Annotated in this window: 17 protein-coding genes; 8 read left to right on the top strand and 9 right to left on the bottom strand. The window is 70.6% G+C overall.

The genetic code is table 11. The features are described from left to right. Positions 1-26: 26 nt before the first annotated feature. The 3 genes from ACWDRB_RS06765 to ACWDRB_RS06775 all read right to left on the bottom strand — a co-directional run bounded on the left by ACWDRB_RS06765 (position 27) and on the right by ACWDRB_RS06775 (position 4,393). Positions 27-2,135: an N-acetylneuraminate synthase family protein gene (locus ACWDRB_RS06765; RefSeq protein WP_449892138.1), complete on the bottom strand. Its 2,109-nt coding sequence runs from the start codon at positions 2,133-2,135 to the stop codon at positions 27-29. Positions 2,136-2,207: 72 nt separating this feature from the next. Next, a complete protein-coding gene (locus ACWDRB_RS06770; protein WP_449892139.1) occupies positions 2,208-2,903 on the bottom strand; it encodes a response regulator in 696 nt (231 codons plus the stop codon). Further along, positions 2,900-4,393 (bottom strand): sensor histidine kinase, encoded by a 1,494-nt coding sequence (locus ACWDRB_RS06775; protein WP_449892140.1) that lies wholly within the window; start codon positions 4,391-4,393, stop codon positions 2,900-2,902. The genes ACWDRB_RS06770 and ACWDRB_RS06775 overlap by 4 nt, the downstream gene beginning before the upstream one ends. A gap of 108 nt (positions 4,394-4,501) precedes the next feature. Here ACWDRB_RS06775 and ACWDRB_RS06780 point away from each other — a divergent pair, with 108 nt between their 5' ends. After that, positions 4,502-5,839, top strand: coding sequence for a cation:dicarboxylate symporter family transporter (locus ACWDRB_RS06780; protein WP_397369873.1), 1,338 nt, complete (start codon positions 4,502-4,504; stop codon positions 5,837-5,839). On the opposite strand, the gene ACWDRB_RS06785 is transcribed toward ACWDRB_RS06780, so the two are convergent. From ACWDRB_RS06785 to ACWDRB_RS06795, 3 genes are all read right to left on the bottom strand, one after another. Then, a complete protein-coding gene (locus ACWDRB_RS06785) occupies positions 5,836-6,657 on the bottom strand; it encodes an SAM-dependent methyltransferase (RefSeq protein ID WP_350726849.1) in 822 nt (273 codons plus the stop codon). The genes ACWDRB_RS06780 and ACWDRB_RS06785 overlap by 4 nt on opposite strands. Before the next feature lie 46 nt (positions 6,658-6,703). After that, on the bottom strand, positions 6,704-8,047 hold the full coding sequence (locus tag ACWDRB_RS06790; RefSeq protein ID WP_449892141.1) for a sensor histidine kinase: 1,344 nt from the start codon (positions 8,045-8,047) through the stop codon (positions 6,704-6,706). A gap of 78 nt (positions 8,048-8,125) precedes the next feature. Continuing rightward, positions 8,126-9,619, bottom strand: coding sequence for a glycoside hydrolase family 13 protein (locus tag ACWDRB_RS06795; protein WP_449892142.1), 1,494 nt, complete (start codon positions 9,617-9,619; stop codon positions 8,126-8,128). Positions 9,620-9,920: 301 nt separating this feature from the next. Here ACWDRB_RS06795 and ACWDRB_RS06800 point away from each other — a divergent pair, with 301 nt between their 5' ends. The 7 genes from ACWDRB_RS06800 to ACWDRB_RS06830 all read left to right on the top strand — a co-directional run bounded on the left by ACWDRB_RS06800 (position 9,921) and on the right by ACWDRB_RS06830 (position 17,752). Beyond that, positions 9,921-11,201, top strand: coding sequence for a sugar ABC transporter substrate-binding protein (locus tag ACWDRB_RS06800; RefSeq protein WP_357736486.1), 1,281 nt, complete (start codon positions 9,921-9,923; stop codon positions 11,199-11,201). Between the two features lie 2 nt (positions 11,202-11,203). Continuing rightward, positions 11,204-12,772 carry an ABC transporter permease subunit gene (locus tag ACWDRB_RS06805; protein WP_449892143.1) on the top strand — a complete coding sequence of 523 codons (1,569 nt, stop codon included), beginning with the start codon at positions 11,204-11,206 and terminating at the stop codon, positions 12,770-12,772. After that, positions 12,769-13,608, top strand: coding sequence for a sugar ABC transporter permease (locus tag ACWDRB_RS06810; RefSeq protein WP_319714304.1), 840 nt, complete (start codon positions 12,769-12,771; stop codon positions 13,606-13,608). The genes ACWDRB_RS06805 and ACWDRB_RS06810 overlap by 4 nt, the downstream gene beginning before the upstream one ends. Then, entirely contained in the window at positions 13,609-15,393 is a 1,785-nt protein-coding gene (locus ACWDRB_RS06815; protein ID WP_449892144.1) for a glycoside hydrolase family 13 protein, read from the top strand. It abuts the gene before it with no gap. Positions 15,394-15,448: 55 nt separating this feature from the next. Continuing rightward, positions 15,449-16,705 (top strand): right-handed parallel beta-helix repeat-containing protein, encoded by a 1,257-nt coding sequence (locus tag ACWDRB_RS06820; protein WP_449892145.1) that lies wholly within the window; start codon positions 15,449-15,451, stop codon positions 16,703-16,705. A 123-nt stretch (positions 16,706-16,828) separates the two neighbouring features. Beyond that, positions 16,829-17,440 (top strand): TetR family transcriptional regulator, encoded by a 612-nt coding sequence (locus ACWDRB_RS06825; RefSeq protein WP_449892146.1) that lies wholly within the window; start codon positions 16,829-16,831, stop codon positions 17,438-17,440. Positions 17,441-17,449: 9 nt separating this feature from the next. Next, complete coding sequence (locus ACWDRB_RS06830) at positions 17,450-17,752, top strand: hypothetical protein (protein ID WP_355192318.1); 303 nt, start codon at positions 17,450-17,452, stop codon at positions 17,750-17,752. A 4-nt stretch (positions 17,753-17,756) separates the two neighbouring features. Here ACWDRB_RS06830 and ACWDRB_RS06835 read toward each other — a convergent pair whose 3' ends face one another. The 3 genes from ACWDRB_RS06835 to ACWDRB_RS06845 all read right to left on the bottom strand — a co-directional run bounded on the left by ACWDRB_RS06835 (position 17,757) and on the right by ACWDRB_RS06845 (position 20,278). After that, positions 17,757-18,458, bottom strand: a complete 702-nt coding sequence (locus tag ACWDRB_RS06835; protein ID WP_449892147.1) for an SDR family oxidoreductase — start codon at positions 18,456-18,458, stop codon at positions 17,757-17,759. 22 nt (positions 18,459-18,480) lie between these two features. Further along, the gene (locus ACWDRB_RS06840; protein ID WP_449892148.1) at positions 18,481-19,638 is read right to left on the bottom strand and encodes a thiolase family protein; all 1,158 of its coding nucleotides are present in this window, start codon (positions 19,636-19,638) and stop codon (positions 18,481-18,483) included. 76 nt (positions 19,639-19,714) lie between these two features. Beyond that, positions 19,715-20,278 (bottom strand): TetR/AcrR family transcriptional regulator, encoded by a 564-nt coding sequence (locus tag ACWDRB_RS06845; RefSeq protein WP_350726865.1) that lies wholly within the window; start codon positions 20,276-20,278, stop codon positions 19,715-19,717. Positions 20,279-20,282: the final 4 nt, after the last annotated feature.

Genomic DNA, 20,282 nt, shown 5'->3' on the forward strand with positions numbered 1-20,282 from the left:
GTGGTTTCTCCAGAGTGCGGACGAGGTCAGACGGTCACCCGGCGCAGGCGGGCCTTGGGAGCCTCCTCGCCGGGGAAGACGCGCTTGACGCCGTCGCCCATGGCCTGCTCGATGATGCGGATGTCACGGACGAGGTGCTCGAGGCCGGCCGGCTCCAGCGAGGCGGCGTGGTCGGAGCCCCACATGGTGCGGTCGAGCGTGATGTGCCGCTCCACGGTGACCGCGCCGAGCGTGACCGCGGCCAGGGAGATCTGCAGGCCGCGCTCGTGGCCGGAGTAGCCGACGGGCACGCCGTAGCGCTCCTTGAGCGTGGTGATCGTGCGCAGGTTCGCCTCTTCCGGCGGCAGCGGGTACGTGGACGTCGCGTGCATCATGATCAGCTTGTCGGTGCCGAGGATCTCGACGGCCGCGTCGATCTCCGACAGCGTGGACATGCCGGTGGACAGGATGATCGGCTTGCCGGTGGCGGCCAGGACCCGCAGCAACTCGTGGTCGGCGACGCTGGCCGAGGCCACCTTGTGGACGAGGACGTCCATCTCCTCCAGGAACTCCACGGAGGGCACGTCCCACGGCGAGGCGAACCAGTGCAGGCCGCGCTCGTCGCAGTATTTCGCGATCTGCCGGTACTCGTCGTAGCCGAACTCGGTCCGCTCCTTGTACTCCAGGTACGTCATCTCGCCCCACGGCGTCTGCCTGATCTGGCCCTTCTGCTCCTCGGGCACGCAGATCGCGGGGGTGCGCTTCTGGAACTTGACCGCCTGGCAACCGGCCTCGGCCGCCACGTCGATGAGGCGGCGGGCGATGTCGATGTCGCCGTTGTGGTTGATGCCGATCTCGCCGATCACGTACACGGGCTCGCCGTCGCCGACCAGGACGTCGCCGATCGCGACGTGCTCATGGTCGCGGCCGCTTCCGGGCTCGTTGGCTCGTCCCTCGCTCTCTCCCCCGGAGCTCCTCCGCTCCAGGCCGAGCCTGGGCCGCGTGCGGACCTCGGCGGCGGGCGGCTCGGGCCGGGCGGCCACGACGCGGTCGCACAGCTCGCGCACGGCGCCGGACCCGCCGGCCCTGGTCAGCACGACCCTGGCGGCGGCGCGCACGCGCGGGTGGGCGTCGGGGGTGGCGATGGCCCAGCCGACCTCGGCCATCGGGCCCAGGTCGTTGACGTCGTTGCCGACGTAGGCGACGCGGGCCGGGTCGAGGCCCTCGATGGTCAGCCAGTCGCGCAGCACGGTCCGCTTCTCGGCCAGGCCCTGCAGCACGGGGACGCCGAGCTTGCGGGCGCGGGCGGCCACCACCGGGTTGTGCTCGGTGGACATGACCAGCACCTTCACCCCGGACCGCTTCAGCAGCGCGATGCCCATCCCGTCGGAGCGGCTGACGAGCACCATCTCGCGGCCGTCGGAGTCGACGTAGGCGCGGTCGTCGGTGTGCACGCCGTCGAAGTCGGTGATGACGGCGTCCACGTCGATCGGCTCGGGCTCGTCGATGAACGGGGCGAGCGCGCGCACCAGCTCCAGGTCATCCGGGTTGTCGATCTCGACGGCGTGCTTGGGCGACACCGGCTGGACGGCGACCTGGCCGAAGAAGCGGTGGCCGTGCTCGCGCAGGCCGGAGGTGCGCATGACGTAGAAGGCGCCGTTCTCGCGGAACTCGGGGTCGCGGTCCTGGCGGCGCTGCCGGACGGCGGGGTCGTGGTTGATGCCGCCTCCGGCGGCGGTCCACAGGAACTCGTGCGTCGGCAGCCCCGACACGACCGAGTCGGCCTCCCCGTCCAGCACCTTGCGCACGGCCTCGGACAGGTTCTCCGGGTCGATGAACGCGCTGGTGCACTGCACCAGCACGACGACCTCGGGGTCCTCGCCGAGGGCGTCGAGCGCGTGCAGCACCGCCGACTCGCTGGAGGCGGTCGCGCCGCTCAGCTCCTCGGGCCGCTCCACGACGATCGCCCCCGCCTCACGGGCGGTCTCGGCGATGCCCGCGTGGTCGGTGCTGACCACGACCTGGTCCACGAGCTCGGCCCGCCGGGCGGCCCGTACCGCTCGGGTGACCAGCGGGACGCCGCCGACCAGGGCGAGGTTCTTCAGGGGTACGCCCGCCGAACCTCCGCGGGCGGGAACTACGGCCAGGACTCGCAAGATCTGTCTCCTCAGTGCATCGGACTGCACCAGAAGCTAGAGGCCCGGATTGAACGGCCAGCGTCACCATCATTAACTTTCCATGGGGATCCGGTAGAGGAGTTCTGGCCGGCCGACTCCTCCGTATTGCGGGATGCGGGCGGCCACCCCCAGCTCGACCAGGTATTCCAGGTAGCGGCGGGCCGTCACGCGGGACACCCCGATCGCGTCGGCCACGGCCTGGGCCGCCATGCCTTCGGGGCTGTCGCGCAGCTTCGCGGCGACCGTGTCGAGGGTGTCGCGCGCCATGCCCTTCGGCAGCTCTGAGCTGCCCCGAAGGGTGCCGAGGACCCGGTCCACGTCCCCTTGCCCGACGGCCAGGCCCGCCTCGTCCTTGAACCGGGCGTAACGCGTCAGCTTTTCGGAGAGTGTCGCGTAGGTGAACGGTTTGAGCAGGTACTGGGAGATGCCGAGGGAGACCGCGGAGCGCACCATGGCCAGGTCGCGGGCCGAGGTGACGGCGATCACGTCGCACATGAGCCCGCCCGCGCGGATCGCCCGGCACACCTCCAGCCCGTGCATGTCCGGCAGGTACAGGTCGAGCAGGACGAGGTCCACGGGCTTGCCGCGCAGGAACCGCAGGGCCGCGCCGCCGGTCCTGACCACGCCGGCCACCTCGAAGCCCGGGGTCCGCTCGATGTAGATGCGGTTGGCCTCGGCCGTGATCTCCTCGTCCTCCACGACGAGCACGGATATCTTCGCGCCCGATCCCGGCGCCGAGATGGTCATCGCACCCGCTCCGGCACCGGCAGCCGCACGGTGAACACCGAGCCCTTCACGTCGATGGTGCCGCCCAGCCGCCGCACCGCCTGCCCCACCAGCGCCAGCCCCAGCCCGCGCCCGTCGCCCTTGGTGGTCCAGCCCTTCGCGAACGCCTGCGGGTCGGCCAGCCCGGGGCCGTTGTCGGCGACCCTGATGAGGACCTCGCCGCCGCCCGCGCTGAGGTGGACCTCCACCCGGGAGGCCGCCTCGATGGCGTTGTCGATCAGGTTGCCCACGATGGTGACGAGCTCGCGCGGGTCGAGGCCCAGGTCGTCGAGCTCGCTGTCCTGGCTGATCACGAGTTCGGCGCCGCGTTCGGCGGCCTCGGCGCTCTTGCCGAGCAGCAGCGCGGCGAGCACCGGCTCGCGCACCGCGCCGACCACCCGGTCGGTCAGCTCCTGCGCGGCGCGCAGCTCCGCCGTGCCGAGCGCCACGGCCTGTTCGGTACGGCCCAGCTCCACCAGCGTGATGACGGTGTGCAGCCGGTTGGCGGCCTCGTGGGCGGCCGAGCGCAGCGAGTCGGCGAAGTCGCGCTCGGCGTTGAGCTGCCCGGTCAGCGCCTGGAGTTCGGTGTGGTCGCGCACGGTCACGACGGTGCCGAGCCGGCTGGCGGCGCTGTTGACCGCGAGGACGCGGTCGCCGACCAGGTGGACGCGCTCGTCGTCGTCGGCCAGCACCTCCGAGAGGCCGAGTTCGTCCACGTGCCGCCCTTCGGCGTCGGCGGGCAGGCCGAGCAGCATCCTGGCGGCGTCGTTGCAGAGCGTCAGCGTGCCGTCCTTGCCCACCAGCAGCAGGCCCTCCCGGACGGCGTGCAGGACGGCGTCGTGGTGCTCGTGGATGCGGCCCAGCTCGACCGGGCCGAGGCCATGCGTCTGGCGGCGCAGCCGCGCGGTGACCAGCCAGGTGCCGGCGGCGCCCAGCGAGAGCGCGAGCGCGACGATGAGGCCGCCCCAGGCGAGCTGGTCGCGGACCTTGGCGCTGATCTTGTTGATCGTGATGCCCGCGCTGACCAGTGCCCGGACCCGGCCGTCCGACATGACGGGGGTCACCACCCGCCTGGAGTCGCCGAGTGTGCCGGTGTAGGTCTCGGTGAACGTCTCGCCCGCCAGGGCCCGCTCGGTGTGGCCGAGGTAGTGCTTGCCGATCTCGGCGGGGTTCGGGTGGGTGTAGCGGGTGCCGTCGGGTTTCATGATGGTGATGAAGTCGACGCCCGTCTGGTGGCGTACCTGCTCGGCGTACGGCTGCAGCCGTACCGACGGGTTCGGGTCGTCGAGGGCGGCCAGCACGCTGGGCGAGGCGGCCACGCTCACCGCGACGGCCCTGGCCTTGCTGCTCGCCTCGTCGGTGAGCAGCTCGTGCGCCTGCACGAGCGCGAGCACCGCGAGGCCCGCCACCGTGACGGCGACCACGAGCAGCTGCAGGACCAGCATCTGGCCCGCCAGGCTCCAGCGCCGCATCTGACATCTCCCCTGTGAACGAAACTTACTCAATGGTGACCTATGTCACTGTGAGGCGCATACTCGGGCGTCTAGAAGGTCATTTCCATCACCGCTGGAGAGCCCCCCATGCGTGATCGCACTCGTTACCTCTATCTGGCCGTCATCGGGGCGGTCCTACTCGGCATCCTGGTCGGATTCGTCTGGCCGGACGTGGGCAAGGAGCTCAAACCGCTCGGCACCGGCTTCGTCGCGCTCATCCAGATGGTGATCGGGCCGATCATCTTCTGCACGATCGTGCTGGGCATCGGCTCGGTACGCCAGGCGGCCAAGGTCGGCAAGGTCGGCGGCCTCGCGCTCGGCTACTTCATCGTCATGTCCACGGTAGCCCTGCTCATCGGCCTGCTGGTCGGCAACGTCATCGACCCGGGCTCGGGGCTGCACCTCAGCGACGCCGCCAAGCAGGCCGCGGAGGCGCAGGCGGCCAAGGGCGGCGAGTCCACCACGGTCGACTTCCTGCTCGGCATCATCCCGAAGACGCTGGTGTCCTCGCTCACCGGCGGCTCGGTGCTGCAGGCGCTGCTCGTGGCGCTGCTGGCCGGGTTCGCGATCCAGGCCATGGGCGCCAAGGGCGAGCCGATCCTGCGCACCATCGAGCACTTCCAGCGGCTGACGTTCCGCATCCTCGCCATGATCATGTGGGCCGCGCCCGTCGGCGCGTTCGGCGCGATCGCCGCGGTCGTCGGGGAGACCGGGCTGGAGGCGCTCAAGAGCCTGGCGATCATCATGGTCGCCTTCTACATCACCTGTCTGCTGTTCGTCGGCGTCGTGCTCGGCTCGATCCTGTGGCTGGTCGCCCGGATCAACCTGTGGTCGCTGCTGAAGTACCTGGGGCGCGAGTTCCTGCTCATCCTGTCCACCTCCTCGTCGGAGACGGCGCTGCCCAGGCTCATCGCCAAGATGGAGCACCTGGGTGTGAGCAAGACCGTGGCTGGCATCACCGTGCCGACCGGCTACTCCTTCAACCTCGACGGCACCGCGATCTACCTGACCATGGCCACGCTGTTCATCGCCGAGGCCACCGGGGCGCCGCTGCAGTTCGGCGAGCAGATCGCGCTGCTGCTGTTCATGATGATCGCCTCCAAGGGCGCCGCGGGCGTGACCGGGGCCGGGCTGGCCACGCTGGCCGGCGGGCTGCAGGCGCACCGTCCCGCGCTGGTCGACGGCGTCGGCCTCATCGTGGGCATCGACCGCTTCATGTCCGAGGCCAGGGCGCTGACGAACTTCGCCGGCAACTCCGTCGCCACCGTGCTGGTCGCCGTCTGGACCGGCGACTTCGACCGGGAGCGCGCGAATGAGGTGCTCGCCGGGAACGCCCCGTTCGACGAGGCCACGCTGCTGGACGAGGACGACGACAACCGCCCCGGTCCCGACGAGTCGGGCGACCGGGAGCTGTCGAAGGTCTAGAGCTTGCGGGCGATGCCCGCGTAGCCCAGCCGCGACATGTCCGCGTCGAGGAAGATCGGGATGTCGCGATCGATGTACGGCCACCCGAGCTCCGGCCCGATGCCGTTGGCGAGGTGGCCGGGCGGGATGAACTCGAAGTCACCGAAGAAGGCCGCGATCTCCTTGCCGGGTCGCGGCCTGAACGGCATGTTGGCCCGCTGGTAGAACTCGACCACCCGGTCCGTGAGCGCCGAGTGGGAGTCGCTGCCCACGTGCGAGATGGCCAGATAGCTGCCCGGCGCCATCGCCTCGCGGTAGCCGGCCACGAACGTGCTCGGGTCGTCCTCGTCGGGGATCAGATGCAGGATGAACATCATCAGCACGGCCACCGGCCGCTCGAAGTCCAGGAGCGCACGCACTTCGGGGTTGGCCAGGATCTCCTTCGGCCGGCGCACGTCGCCCAGCACCATGGCCACCCGGTCCGGGTCGGCCAGCAGGGCCCTGCCGTGCGTGGCCACCACCGGGTCGTTGTCCACGTAGACCACGCGGGCATCGGGGGTGTGGCGGAGCGCGACCTCGTGCACGTTCTCCTGCGCAGGCAGGCCGGAGCCGAGGTCAAGGAACTGCGTGATGCCCTGTTCGCACAGGTAACGCACAAACCGGCCAATGAGCGCCCGGTTCTCTCTGGTGCCTTCACGGGTTTCGGGAACCGCGCTCAGGACCAGCTCGGCCAGATCCCTGTCGGCCTGGAAATTGTCCTTGCCACCCAGGAAGTAGTCGTACATGCGCGCCGCGTTAGGGATGTGAGGGTCGACGCCCTGCGGCGCTTGTTCCGTCATGACACCATGATCTATGACTTGAGCACCGGAAATCTACGAAAAGCGGTCAAACGGCTGGAAGTCTCAACACAAATCGCGCCCCGCCCACACGGTCCTCAACGGTGATCTGGCCCCCATGAGCCACCACGACGTCACGCGCGATGGCCAGGCCCAGACCCGTTCCGCCGGCGTCGCGGCTGCGGGCGGCGTCCAGGCGGGTGAAGCGCTGGAAGATGCGCTCGCGATCCTCCTCGGCGATCTCCACGCCGTCGTTCTCGACCGCCAGCAGCGCCGTGTGCTCGCCCTCCCTGCGGACCTCGACCTGGACCGTGTGCTCGGCGTGGCGCTGGGCGTTGTCCAGCAGGTTCGTCAGCACCCTGGCGAGCTGGAGCCGTACGCCCTCGACCACCACCCCCTCGGTCAGTTCCACGTGCACGGGCACCTTGTCGCAGCGCACGGACAGCTCCTGGCGCACCAGCTCGGCGAGGTCCACCCGCTCCTTGACCACGTCCACCCGGGAGCCGATCCTGGCCAGCAGCAGCAGGTCGGTGATGATGGCCTCCAGGCGGTCGGTGTCGCGCAGCGCGCTGTCCACCAGCGCCTCGACGTCGGTGTCGTCGGGATAGAGCTGGGCGCTCTCCAGCTGGGCGCGCAGGCCCGCGATGGGGGTGCGCAGCTCGTGCGAGGCGTCGGAGGCGAACTGGCGCTGCTGCTGGGCCGAGCGTTCCAGCCGGGCCAGCGTGCCGTTGACGGACTTGGCGAGCTGGGACACCTCGTCCGCGCCCGGTGGCTGCGTGACGCGCCGGCTCAGGTCGCCCGCGTGTACGGCGTCCAGCTCGGCCCGCAGGGTCGCCACCGGTCTCAGCGCGCGTCCCGTGACCAGCCACGTGGCCCACGAGGCCAGCCCGATGAGCACCCCGACCTCGATGAACACCACGACTTCCAGGCCGCGGTTGGCCAGCAGGTCGGGCGTGCTGCGGCCCGCGTAGACCACGGGGGAGTCGGCGAACAGGCTCACCCGGACGGCCGTGACGTGGATGCACTCGGTCGGCAGGCAGTTCATCACGCTGACCACCCGGTTCTCGGGCGTGGGGCGGATGTCGCTGAGCGGCGGCAGGTTCCTGGCCGCGTCGCTGCTGGCCAGGATCTGCCCGTTGGGACCGACGACCTGGATCAGGTCCACCGGCGGGTTGGGCACCGGGATGGCGGCGCCCATGGGCAGCGCGCCGCCGCGCATCTCGTACGCGATCCGCTCGGCCGTGTCCCGGGTGTCGCGGAAGACGCTGGCCGTCATCAGCGACCTGGCGGTGATCACCCCGGCGACGGCCACGGGGATGAGCACGAGGGCGGCTACAGCCGTCGCGATGAGGGTGACGCGTCCGCGCAGGGATCTGGCCCACCAGGGTGGCACCCTGTGAGGTTACCGAGCGTGATTACCGACATTTGCCGCGTTAAGGGAAAGATTCCCCCAACCCGGGGCCGGATCCGGTCAGCGCTGGATCCAGACCGCGGTGTCCGGCGGGACGGCCCCGTCCTCGGCTAGCGGGCCACTGGACAGCAGCACCTCGCCGCCCAGGTCGAGCCGCGCCGGCTCCTCGCCCGTGTTGAGCACCACGACCAGCCCCGGGTCGCGCTCGATGGCCAGCACGTCCTTGGGGGAGTCGAGCCACGTCACGGTGCCGCCGCCGAGCGCCGGGTGCTCCCTGCGGAGCTTCAGCGCGGCGCGGTAGAGGTTCAGGGTGGAGGCGGGGTCGTGCTCCTGGGCCTCGGCCGACAGCGGCCCCCACGAGGCGGGGATCGGCAGCCACGGGTCGCGCCAGCCGAAGTCGCCGGAGGCGGTCCACGGGATCGGCACCCGGCAGCCGTCGCGGCTCTCGCCGGTGCGCCGGAAGGCCGGGTCCTGGCGCAGCTCGTCCGGCAGGTCGAGCACCTCGGGCAGGCCCAGCTCCTCGCCGTTGTAGAGGTAGGCCGAGCCGGGCAGGGCCAGCATGAGCAGCGTGGCCGCCCGGGCGCGGGCCAGGCCGCCGTGGCGGGTGACGTGGCGGGGCTTGTCGTGGTTCGACAGCACCCACGTGGTGGGCGCGCCGACCAGCTCCGACTCCTTCAGCGCCTTCTCGATGACGGTACGGAACGACTTGGCGTGGAAGTCGGCCATCATGAACTCGAACGAGAACGCCTGGTGCAGCTCGTCGGGCCCGACGTAGCGGGCCAGCCGCTCGGGGGAGGACACCCACGCCTCGGCCACCGCCATCCGGCCGCCGGGGTAGGAGTCGAGGATCGGCCGCCACTCGCGGTAGATCTCGTGCACGCCGTCCTGGTCGAAGTACGGGAGCTGCTCGTCGCCGAGCATCTCGGCCTGGCGGCCCTCCTTCGGCCCCACGTCGGGCAGCCCGGCGGCCTTGATCATGCCGTGCGCCACGTCGACCCTGAAGCCGTCCACGCCCCGGTCGAGCCAGAAGCGCAGGATGTCGCGGAACTCGGCGCGCACGTCCGGGTTCTCCCAGTTGAGGTCCGGCTGCTCGGGGGCGAACAGGTGCAGGTACCACTGCCCGTCCGCCACCTGCGTCCAGGCGGGGCCGCCGAAGATCGATTCCCAGTCGTTGGGCTCGTCGCGGAAGATGTAGCGGTCGCGCAGCCCGGCCTGGAACCAGGGATGCCGGTCGGAGGAGTGGTTCGGCACCAGGTCCACGATGACCCTGATGCCCTTGTCGTGGGCGTCGGCGATGAGAGCGTCGAAGTCGGCGAGCGCGCCGAACATGGGGTCCACGTCCCGGTAGTCGGCCACGTCGTAGCCGCCGTCGGCCATGGGGGAGGTGTAGAAGGGGCTCAGCCAGATGGCGTCCACGCCCAGGTCGGTGAGGTAGCCGAGGCGGTCGCGCACGCCGGCGAGGTCGCCCATGCCATCGCCGTCCGCGTCGGCGAAGCTGCGCGGGTAGACCTGGTACACGACGGCGTCACGCCACCAGTCGTCGTTGCCGAGCATGGCTGTCCTTCCCTGGATGCCCGAGATGTCCCGTGAGGTTGTGGTGAAGGATGTCGCGATCGTTCGGCCGGGGTCAAGCGCAACTTGCGGAAAGTTGCATACGTCACCCTGACCCGCCCGTACTCCGGCCTGAGGCCGCTTGCGGGAGGCGCTTTCGTGAGGTTCGGTGAGGATCACGTAACGCTCTTTCGCAAGTTCTTCCAATTCTTGCAAAGAGCCGCTAACGTCCCGGAAACGTTAGAGCTTTCTTCCGGCGGCGCTCGCGTGGCACCGCCGTTCCTGCGTGACCTCAGGAGGTCCCATGCGCATGCGGGCTCTGGGTGTGGCCGCTCTCGCGACCCTCGCTTTCGCCGCCACGGCGTGCGGCGAATCCCAGCCGGCTTCCCAGTCGGCGTCCCCGGCGGCACCCGGTGCGTCCGCCTCCGCCCCGGCGGCCAAGAGCGGCGGCACGCTCGTGATCTGGGCCGACCCCAGCCGCGTCAAGCCGCTCAAGCCGTTCGCCGACCAGTTCGGCGCCGAGAACGGCGTGACCGTCGAGGTGAAGGAGATCAGCAAGGACAACCAGACGACCTTCCTCACCGCCTCCCAGCAGGGCAGCGGCCCGGACATCATGATCGGCGCGCACGACTGGATCGGCAACCTCGTGCAGAACGGCGCCATCGACCCCGTCACCCTGACCGACGAGCAGAAGGCCGCCTTCTCGGCCAAGGCGATGCAGGCCGTGACGTTCAACGGGCAGGTCTACGGCGCCCCGTACGCGGTGGAGAACATCGCCCTGATCCGCAACACCAAGCTCGCCCCCGACGCGCCCGCCTCGATCGAGGACATGATCGCCAAGGGCAAGGAGCTCAAGGCGGCCGGCAAGGTCAAGGAGGTGCTCTGCATCCCCGTCGGCCAGAAGGGCGACGCCTTCCACGTCTACCCGATCTTCGCCTCCGCGGGCGGCGCGCTGTTCGGCGCCACCTCCACCGGCGACCCCGACCCCAAGCAGGTGCTGGTCGGCTCGCCCGACTCGGTCAAGGCGTTCGGCAAGCTCAAGGACCTGGGCGAGAAGGGTGACGGCGCGCTGCGCACGTCGATCACGAACGAGAACTACATCGTGAACTTCGCCGGCGGCAAGTGCGCCTACCTGATCTCCGGCCCGTGGGCGATGAGCGAGGTCAAGAAGGGCGGCATCACGTACGACATCACGGCCGTCCCGTCGTTCAAGGGCGGCAAGCCCGCCACCCCGTTCGTCGGCGTGCAGACGTTCTTCGTGGCCTCCAAGGGCAAGAACAAGGCCCTGGCCCAGGAGTTCGTCGCCAACTACGTGACCAACAAGGACGTCGCGAAGGCGCTCTACGAGGCCGACCCGCGGCCCCCGGCGCTGACCGCCGCCCTCCAGGAGGTCCAGGCGAGCGACCCGGACGCCGTCAAGTTCATGGAGGCGGGCAAGGACGGCCTGCCGATGCCGGCCATCCCCGAGATGGCGGCCATCTGGGAGCCGTTCGGCATCGCCGAGAACGCCGTCGTCAAGGGCGGCGACGCGGCCAAGGCCGCCGCGGCCGCGCAGAAGGCCATCGACGGCTCGCTCAAGCACTGATCATGACCCTCGACGTGCGCGAGGCCGTGGAGAGCAAGCCGGCTCCACGGCCCCGCCGGGAGATCACCACGGCGTTCGTGGTGAGCAGGATCGCGGTGCTGGCCGTGGCCGCCGCGATCCTGCTCTACGCCGCGCCGCCGCTGGTCGCCGCCGAATCATGGGTCTCGCTGGGGCTGCTGGGCGCCGTCAGCGCGGCCATCGCCTACCTCTACCTGACCCGCCGCTTCATCCCGGCCAAGTATCTGGTCCCCGGCACCGTCTTCCTGATCGCGTTCCAGGTGTTCCCCGTGGCCTACACGGTCACCACCGCGTTCACGAACTTCGGCGACGGGCACCGCGGCGACAAGGCCGCCGCCGTCACCGCCATCGAGACCGGCTCGGTGCGCCAGACCCCCGGCTCGCCCGAGTACGCCATGACGGCCGCCCTGCGCGGCGACGAGCTGGTGTTCCTGCTGGTCGACCCCAAGACCAAGCAGGTGCGGCTGGGCGACGCCAAGGGGCTGTCGCCGCTGGCGGGCGCCCAGGTCGGGGTCACCGGCAAGGTGCTGGCGGCCCCCGGGCTGACCGTGCTCAAGACGCCCGAGGCCGCAGCGCGCGGGCAGGAGATCTCGGCGCTGGCCGTGCCGACCGGCGACGGCGTGATCAAGGCGAACGGGCTCAGCCGGGCCGTCGAGGGCAAGGCGGCGCTCGTGTACGACGCCGGCTGCGACTGCGTGCGCGGCAACGGCGACACCTGGACGGCCGACGAGAGCCAGGGCTTCTTCGTCAACGCCAAGGGCGAGCACCTGGCGCAGGGCTGGCAGGTCGGCGTCGGCCTCGACAACTTCGCTCGGGTGCTGACGAATCCGACTATTTCGGGATATTTCGCGGGGGTGTTCGGCTGGAACCTGGTCTTCGCGCTGGCCTCCGTGCTCGGCACGTTCGCGCTCGGCATGTCGGTCGCGCTGGCGCTGCACCACCCGCGGATGCGCGGCACCCGCTTCTACCGGATCGCGCTGATCCTGCCGTACGCGATGCCCGCCTTCGCCATGCTGCTGGTCTGGCGTGACATGTTCAACCGCGACTTCGGCCTGATCAACCAGCTTCTCGGCGCCAACGTCGACTGGCTGGGCGAGACCGGGACCGCCCGGTTCGGGGTGATCCTGGTCAACCTCTGGCTCGGCTTCCCGTACATGTTCCTCGTCACCACCGGCGCGCTGCAGGCCATCCCGCGCGAGCTGACCGAGGCGGCGGCCATCGACGGGGCCACGCCGTGGAAGGCGTTCCGGCGGGTGACGCTGCCGCTGCTGCTGGTGGCGCTCACGCCGCTGCTGATCTCGTCGTTCGCCTACAACTTCAACAACTTCAACGCGATCGCGCTCACCACCGAGGGCGGGCCGTTCCCGGCCGACAACCCGCAGGTGGGCGGCACGGACCTGCTGATCACCTACACCTTCAGGCTGGCGTTCGGGGCGGGCGGGGCGCAGTTCGGCTTCGCGGCGGCGGTCTCGGTGTTCATCTTCACGATCGTGGCCGTCATCTCGGCCGTGGCGTTCCACCGTACCCGCAAGCAGGAGGAGGTCTACGCGTGAAGCTCGCCCTCAGGCACGTCTTCGTGCTGATCGTGTGCGCGTTCGCGCTCTTCCCGATCCTGTTCGTGGTCTCGGCCGCGATCAACCCCATGGGCACGCTGGCCTCCACCGACCTGCTGCCGACCGGGGCCAGCCTGGCCAACTTCGCCCACCTGCTGACCTCCGACAGCTACCCGTTCGGCCGGTGGTTCTTCAACTCGGTGTTCATCGCGCTGGTGGCGTCGTTCGCGAGCCTGCTGCTGTCGATGCTCGCCGCGTACGCCTTCAGCCGCATGCGCTTCGCGGGCCGCCGGGTCGGGCTGCTGGCGCTGCTGCTCATCCAGATGTTCCCGCAGTTCCTGGCCATCGTGACGATCTTCATGATCTTCACCAGGGTGACCGAGCTGTATCCGGCCTTCGGGTTCAACACCGTGTGGGGGCTGATGCTGCTCTACCTCGGCGGCGCGCTCGGCGTGAACACCTGGCTGATGAAGGGCTTCCTCGACACCGTGCCGAAGGAGCTGGACGAGGCCGCCACCGTGGACGGGGCCACGCACGCGCAGATCTTCTGGCGGGTCATCATGCCGCTGGTCACGCCGATCCTCGCGGTCACGGCGCTGCTGGCGTTCATCGGCACGATGAGCGAGTTCCTCATGGCGAACGTGTTCCTGCGCGACCCCGAGAGCAAGACCCTCGCCGTCGGCATGTACGGGATGATCGCCGGCGACCACCGCAACGCGAACTTCGGCATGTTCGCCGCGGCGACGCTGCTTACCGCGATTCCGACGGTGAGTGTGTTCCTCTGGTTGCAGAAGTACATCGTCTCCGGGCTCACCGCCGGGGCTGTCAAGGGATAGGTGCATTTGCGCTTCATCGGGGAGCCGCATCACGACGGCTCAGCTCTGTACGTCTCCGAGCAAGAGCCCGCACTCGGCTCGCGGGTGACGCTGTGGCTGCGGGCGCCGCTGACCGCCGGGATCACGGGCGTGCACGTGCGTACCGTGCACGACGGCGAGCCGCGCTACGCCGAGGCGGCGCCGGACCCGTCGCGGCGGGAGGCCGGCGGGTACGGCGGCACGGACGTCTGGTGGCGGGCCGAGATCACCGCGGTCAACCCGGTGACCCCGTACCGGTTCCTGCTCGCCACGCGGGGCGGCCAGGCGTGGCTGACCGCGGCCGGGCTCGTCACCCACGACGTGACCGACGCGGGCGACTTCCGCCTCGTGTGCCATCAGCCGCCGCCCTCCTGGATGTCGGACGCGATCGTCTACCAGATCTTCCCCGACCGCTTCGACCGCTCCCGGCCCATGCGCGACCTGCCCGACTGGGCGCTGCCGCGCGACTGGGACCACGACCCGGTCATCCCCGCCGGCCCCGGCACCGCGGGGCAGTTCTACGGCGGCGACCTCGACGGCGTCGCCCAGCGGCTCGACCACGTCCAGAGCCTCGGTGTGAACACCGTCTACCTGACGCCGATCTTCCCCGCCCGCTCCAACCACCGCTACAACGCCTCCACGTTCGAGCACGTCGATCCGCTGCTCGGCGGCGACGAGGCGCTGCACCGCCTGTCCGGCGCCCTGCACGCCTGCGGCATGCGGCTGCTCGGCGACATCACCACCAACCACTGCGGCGACACGCACGAATGGTTCACCGCGGCCGTCTCCGACGTGAACGCGGTCGAGCGCGAGATGTTCTACTTCGACCCCGACTCCGGCGACTACGAGTCCTGGTGGGGCGTCAAGACGCTGCCCAAGCTCAACTGGGGCAGCGAGCTCGTCCGCGCCCGCATGCGGGCCGTGCTGAACAAGTGGCTCGGGCCGCTGGACGGCTGGCGCGTGGACGTGGCCAACATGACCGGCCGGCGGGCCGCCGACGACCACAACCACGAGGTCGCCGCCATGCTGCGGGCCGAGCTGGGCCCCGAGGCCGCGTTCATCGCCGAGCACAACCACGACGCCTCCTCCGACCTCGACCGCGACGGCTGGCACGGCACCATGAACTACGGCGGCTTCACCCGCCCCGTCTGGACCTGGCTGCGCGGCCCCGAGCTGGACCTCGACCACTTCCTCGGCGTGCCGGGCGGCGTCCCGGCGCGCGACGGGACGGCCGCGCTGGCCACGTTCCGGTCGTTCGCGTCCCACATGTCGTGGCGCTCGCTCATCCACTCCTGGCAGCTGCTCGACTCGCACGACTCGCCCCGCATCCGCACCGTCACCGGCTCGCGCGAGCGCCACCTGCTCGCGCTCGGCCTGCAGGCCACGCTGCCGGGCACGCCGATGGTGTTCGCGGGCAGCGAGTTCGGCCTGACCGGGGTGAACGGCGAGCACTCCCGCACCCCGATGCCCTGGAACCGGCCCGCGGACCAGGACCTCCCGACGCTGGCGGCCTACCGGGAGCTGTTCGGGCTGCGCCGGGCCGAGCCCGCGCTGCGCCACGGCGGCCTGCGCTGGCTGCACGCCGACGCCGACTGCCTGGTCTTCGCGCGGGAGACGTACGAGGAGTCGATCCTGGTGTGCGTGCGGCGGGCGCCCGGCGCGCCGCTGCGCCTCGGCGTCCACGCGCACGGCCTCTACAACGCCGAGGACGGGGACGTGCTTCCGGGCGACGGACCTTCGGTGCGTCTCTGGCGTCTCGCGCGCTGATCACGCTACCTTGGGCTACCCCCCATCCGCTCCAACTCGATAGTGGTGTGCTCGAATGAGGTTGCTGCCCGTAGCCGTCATGGCGGCTGTCCTGCCTGCTTTCTCGCCTGCGGCCCCGGCCCACGCGCTGGCGGGCACCACGTACTACGTGGACTCGAAGTCGGGTGACGACGACGCGGCGGGCACCAGCGCCACCGCGCCGTGGAAGTCACTCGACAAGGTCAACTCCGCCGACCTCAAGCCGGGCGACGCGGTCAGCTTCAAGCGCGGCAGCTCCTTCACCGGCCCGCTGAAGCTGGCGGCCAACGGCACCGCGGCCAGGCCCATCGTCATCCAGGCGTACGGCACCGGCCCGCTGGCCAGGATCAGCGGCATGGACGACGACTGCGTCGTGCTCAGCGGTGACCACTGGCGCGTCGGCGGCCTGCGGGCCTCCCGCTGCCGCTGGGCCGGCTTCGAGGTCGCCGGCGACAGCAACGAGCTGGCCGGTGTGCAGGCCGACGGCAACATCGCGGGCGTCTACGTCACCCCGTCCGGCTCGCGCAACGTCATCCGCGACAGCGTCCTGACCGACAACAACCGGATGAGCGTCAACGACGAGGGCGGCGACAACGACTCCGGCGCCTTCGGCGTGCTGCTCAACGGCGACGACAACCTCGTGACCGGCAACACCATCACCGGCAGCTACGCCAAGAGCGCCGACTACGGCACCGACGGGGCCGCCGTGGAGATCTTCGACGGCGACCGCAACCGCGTCACCCACAACATCTCCAGGAACAACGAGACGTTCACCGAGCTCGGAGCCCAGAAGGGCAAGACCGCCACCGGCAACGTGTTCGCCTTCAACGTCGTGACCTCCTCCCGCAGCCGCGGCTCGTTCCTCATCACCCGCGGCCCACGCCACATCGTCGGGCCCGTGAAGGGCACGATCGCCGTCCAGAACTCGGTCTACCTGCCGGCCCGGGACACCATCGGCTGGTCCTGCCACGACGGCTGCGCCCCGTCGATCCTGAAGCTGCGCAACAACGTGATCGTGGTGGGCGGCGAGGCCGGCTGGGAGGACGGCAAGGGGGCCGACGAGGGCGGCAGCGTCTACCAGGGCCGGGTGAACAAGTTCAAGCTGGGGCCGAAGTCGATCGTGGCCGACCCGAAGTTCGTCTCCCGTACCGACCTGCGGCTGCGGCCCGGCTCGCCGGCGCTCGGCCGCGGCCTGACCCTCAGCCCCGCGTGGTACGGCGGCAAGGCGCTCGGCAAGGACATGGTCGGCAGGCCCCTGGCCGGCGCCCCCGACGCAGGCGCCTACCAGCGCTGACGCGCCACTCTTGGCCCTTCCCGCATCGGCGTCGCCCCCTGCGCCGGTGCGGGCCCCGGACGGTGGGAAAGGCTCCTCTGCCCTGGCGGGTGTAAAGATGCAGTGAGTGTAAGCTTGCATGCCATGGAGGAGTCCCGGCGCGAGCGTAAGAAGCGCCAGACCAGGCAGTTGCTCGTCGGCACGGCGCTCAGGCTGTTCGCCGAGCAGGGATACGAGCAGACGACCGTCGCGCAGATCGCCGCCGCGGCCGACGTCGCCACCAAGACGTTCTTCAACTACTTCCCGACCAAGGAAGACGTGCTGTTCGCCGAGGTCCTGGAGTACATGGAGCAGATGGCCGGCGTGGTCGCCGAGCGCGAGCCGTCGGACCGCGTCGCCGACGTGCTGCTCAAGACCTACGACCGGGTCATCGCCCACTACCTGACCAAGGGTCCGCTGGCGGGCGACCGCGAGCTGGCGAAGGTCTACGAGCACCTGGTCGCGACCGTGCCCTCCATCCAGGCCAAGGCGCTGCACATGATGTTCGGGGTGCAGCGCGAGGCGGCCCGGCACCTGCTGGAGGCCTTCCCCGACGTACTCGACCCGATCAGCGCCGCGGCGGTGGCGGGGGCGTTCGTGGGCGCGGTCCAGGGGGCGGGCGGCGCCGCCCGCGAGGCCGGCCAGTCCGATGAGGAGATCGTGGCCTCGATGGCCCGCGCCGCCGAGATCGCCATCGGCGGGCTGCGCCCGTTCTAGAGTGGACGGGTGCTTCCAGATCTTCGCCAGCCGCTGGTGCGGCAGCTCGCCGAGTCCGACGTCCCCCGGCGCTACTGGCACCTGGGCGACGAGGACGGGCGGGCCTGGCTGTTCGAGAGCGTCGAGGGCGACGGCCTCGAGCAGTGGGCGATCAGGCAGGTGCTGGTGAGCGCCGACCGAACCGCCCGCCGCTACTGGTGGCGCCACCTGCAGGACGAGTACGGCTTCCTCACCGACCAGCCGCTGGAGGTCTGGGAGCTGGCCGAGATCACGGAGCAGGCGTTCGAGGCCGTCTGGGAGGCAAGCGACTGAGGCGTCAGCTGCCGGCGGCCAGCACCGGGTAGAGGCGCTCCAGCTCGCCCGAGAGCCCGGCCTTCGACTGCCGGCTGATGGCGTCGGCCAGCACCTCGTAGGCCCCGGTCTCCAGGGCGTCGAGGGCCTGCGCGACGACCTCCTCAGGGGTGATCTTGGGTCCGGTGACGTGGGCGGCCATGTCGGTGTCGATGTAGCCCGCGTGCACCCCCAGGACGTGGGTGCCCCGCTCCTTCAGCTCCAGCCGCAGGGCGTTGGTCAGGGACCACGCCGCCGCCTTCGACGCGGCGTACCCGCTCGCCTGGGGCGCCGTGATGAACGACAGCACCGACAGGACGTTCACCAGCGCCCCGCCGCCGTTGCGGGCCAGGACGGGGGCGAAGGCGCGGCTCATGGACAGCGTGCCGAAGTAGTTGGTGTCCATCTCGGCGCGCGCCGAGTCCAGGTCCGAGCTGCCGGAGCGCGAGATGCCGGCGTTGTTGACGAGCAGGTCCACGTCGCCGCAGCGCTCGGCCGCGGCCGCGACGGCGGCCGGGTCGGTGACGTCGAGCTCGATCGGGGTGAGGTTCGCGCCGGTGATCGTGGCGGGGTTCCTGGCGGCCGCGTAGACCGTGCGGGCTCCCCGGTCCAGGAGGGCCTGGGCGAAGGCGGCGCCCAGGCCGCGGTTGGCGCCGGTGACGAGTGCGACGCTGCCGGAGATCTTCATGACGACTGCTCCAATGGTGTTGTCAGGGACGTTCGAGGATGAGGGCGTTGGCGAGGCCGCCCGCCTCGCACATGGTCTGCAGCGCGTAGCGGGCGCCGCGCTCGGCCATGGCGTGGACCAGGGTCGTGGCGATGCGGGCGCCGCTGGCGCCCAGCGGGTGGCCGAGGGCGATGGCGCCGCCCTTGACGTTGACCTTGGCCGGGTCGGCGCCGGTCTCCTGGAGCCAGGCCAGCACGACGCTCGCGAACGCCTCGTTGACCTCGAACAGGTCGATGTCGGCGAGGCTCAGCCCCGCGCGGCGCAGGACCTTCTCCGTGGCCGGGATGACGCCGGTGAGCATGAGGATCGGGTCCGAGCCGACGACGGCGAAGCTGTGCAGGCGGGCCAGGGGCCGCAGGCCCAGGCGGGCCGCCGTCTCCGAGGTGGTGACCAGTACGGCCGCCGCCCCGTCGTTGATCGGGCTGCTGTTGCCCGCGGTCACCGACCAGTCGATCTGCGGGAACCGCTCGGCGTAACCGGGGTCGGTGAAGGCGGGCCTGAGCCCGGCCAGGATCTCCGGCGTCGTGCTCGGGCGTACCGACTCGTCCCGGTCGAGCCCGCCGACGGGCGCGAGCTCGCCGGCGAAGGAGGAGACGGCGGCCTTGCGGTGCGAGCCGGCGGAGAACTCGTCGAGTTGCTCGCGGCTGAGCGACCACTTGGCCGCGATCAGCTCCGCGCTGATGCCCTGCGGCACCAGGCCGCCGGGGAAGCGCGCGGCCAGCGCCGGGCCGAACGGGTCGGCGCCCGCGGGCACGTTCGACCACATCGGCACCCGGCTCATCGACTCCACGCCGCACGCCACCACCAGGTCGTACGCGCCGGACATGACCCCTTGGGCGGCGAAATGCACCGCCTGCTGTGACGAACCGCACTGCCGGTCCACCGTGACCGCGGGCACCGACTCCGGGAGGCCGGCCGCCAGCCAGGCGTTGCGGGTGGTGTTCATGGCCTGCTCGCCCACCTGGTCGACGCAGCCGCCGATCACGTCGTCCACCAGGGACGGGTCCACCCCGCTGCGCTCGATCAGGGCGCGCAGCGTGTGCGCGAGCAGGTCCACCGGGTGGATCGCGGACAGGCCGCCGCCCGGTTTGCCCTTGCCGATCGGAGTACGTACGGCTTGCACGATGACGGCATCACGCACAGCGCCCTCCTCATCAGTTGGAAAACTGAACCCACTCTAGACCCGGTGGGTTTGATTTTCCAACGGACCTCCTTGATCAGGAGGTGGAGCGCGCCAGGCCGTCGATGATCAGCTGGATGGCCGCGTCGAAGGTGCGGCCGATCTCCTCGGGATCGTCCGACATGTGCCCCTCGGTCTCGGCCAGGATGAAACCCGAGACGAACGCGTGCAGGATGTCGCTCGTCCGCCGCAGCTCCGACTCCGGGACCCCCGCCAGCCGCAGGATGCGGTAGAGCGTCTGCCAGACGGGCAACCGCCGGTCGGCGACGAGTCTCGGATGGGTGTGGACATATCTCCATATGGCGGGGTGTTCTTTCGCGTGCCGGTGATAGTCCAGCGCCAGCGCCATGAGCTGCTCCTCCCACGGGGCGCCGTCGTCCGGCGGGACGTGCATGCGCTCGGCCGTCGTGGCGCAGACCAGCGCCAGCAGCGCGTCCTTGCTCTCCACGTGGTGGTAGAGCGACATCGGGTTGACGTTCAGCTCGGCCGCCAGCTTGCGCATGGACAGCCCGTCCACCCCGCTCTCGTCCATCAGGCGCACCGCCGTGGTGCCGATCTCGTCGAGGGTCAGGGGTGCGCCCCTGCGTGCGCTCACTGCCATACAC

This window comes from Nonomuraea sp. NPDC003707, from assembly GCF_053587055.1.

Bases quoted from the DNA above. Each gene is read 5' to 3' on its own strand.
- ACWDRB_RS06770 (WP_449892139.1), bottom strand. From the start codon at position 2,903: ATGACCATCTCGGCGCCGGGATCGGGCGCGAAGATATCCGTGCTCGTC.
- ACWDRB_RS06775 (WP_449892140.1), bottom strand. From the start codon at position 4,393: ATGCGGCGCTGGAGCCTGGCGGGCCAGATGCTGGTCCTGCAGCTGCTC.
- ACWDRB_RS06780 (WP_397369873.1), top strand. From the start codon at position 4,502: ATGCGTGATCGCACTCGTTACCTCTATCTGGCCGTCATCGGGGCGGTC.
- ACWDRB_RS06785 (WP_350726849.1), bottom strand. From the start codon at position 6,657: ATGACGGAACAAGCGCCGCAGGGCGTCGACCCTCACATCCCTAACGCG.
- ACWDRB_RS06795 (WP_449892142.1), bottom strand. From the start codon at position 9,619: ATGCTCGGCAACGACGACTGGTGGCGTGACGCCGTCGTGTACCAGGTC.
- ACWDRB_RS06800 (WP_357736486.1), top strand. From the start codon at position 9,921: ATGCGCATGCGGGCTCTGGGTGTGGCCGCTCTCGCGACCCTCGCTTTC.
- ACWDRB_RS06805 (WP_449892143.1), top strand. From the start codon at position 11,204: ATGACCCTCGACGTGCGCGAGGCCGTGGAGAGCAAGCCGGCTCCACGG.
- ACWDRB_RS06820 (WP_449892145.1), top strand. From the start codon at position 15,449: ATGAGGTTGCTGCCCGTAGCCGTCATGGCGGCTGTCCTGCCTGCTTTC.
- ACWDRB_RS06825 (WP_449892146.1), top strand. From the start codon at position 16,829: ATGGAGGAGTCCCGGCGCGAGCGTAAGAAGCGCCAGACCAGGCAGTTG.
- ACWDRB_RS06835 (WP_449892147.1), bottom strand. From the start codon at position 18,458: ATGAAGATCTCCGGCAGCGTCGCACTCGTCACCGGCGCCAACCGCGGC.
- ACWDRB_RS06845 (WP_350726865.1), bottom strand. From the start codon at position 20,278: ATGGCAGTGAGCGCACGCAGGGGCGCACCCCTGACCCTCGACGAGATC.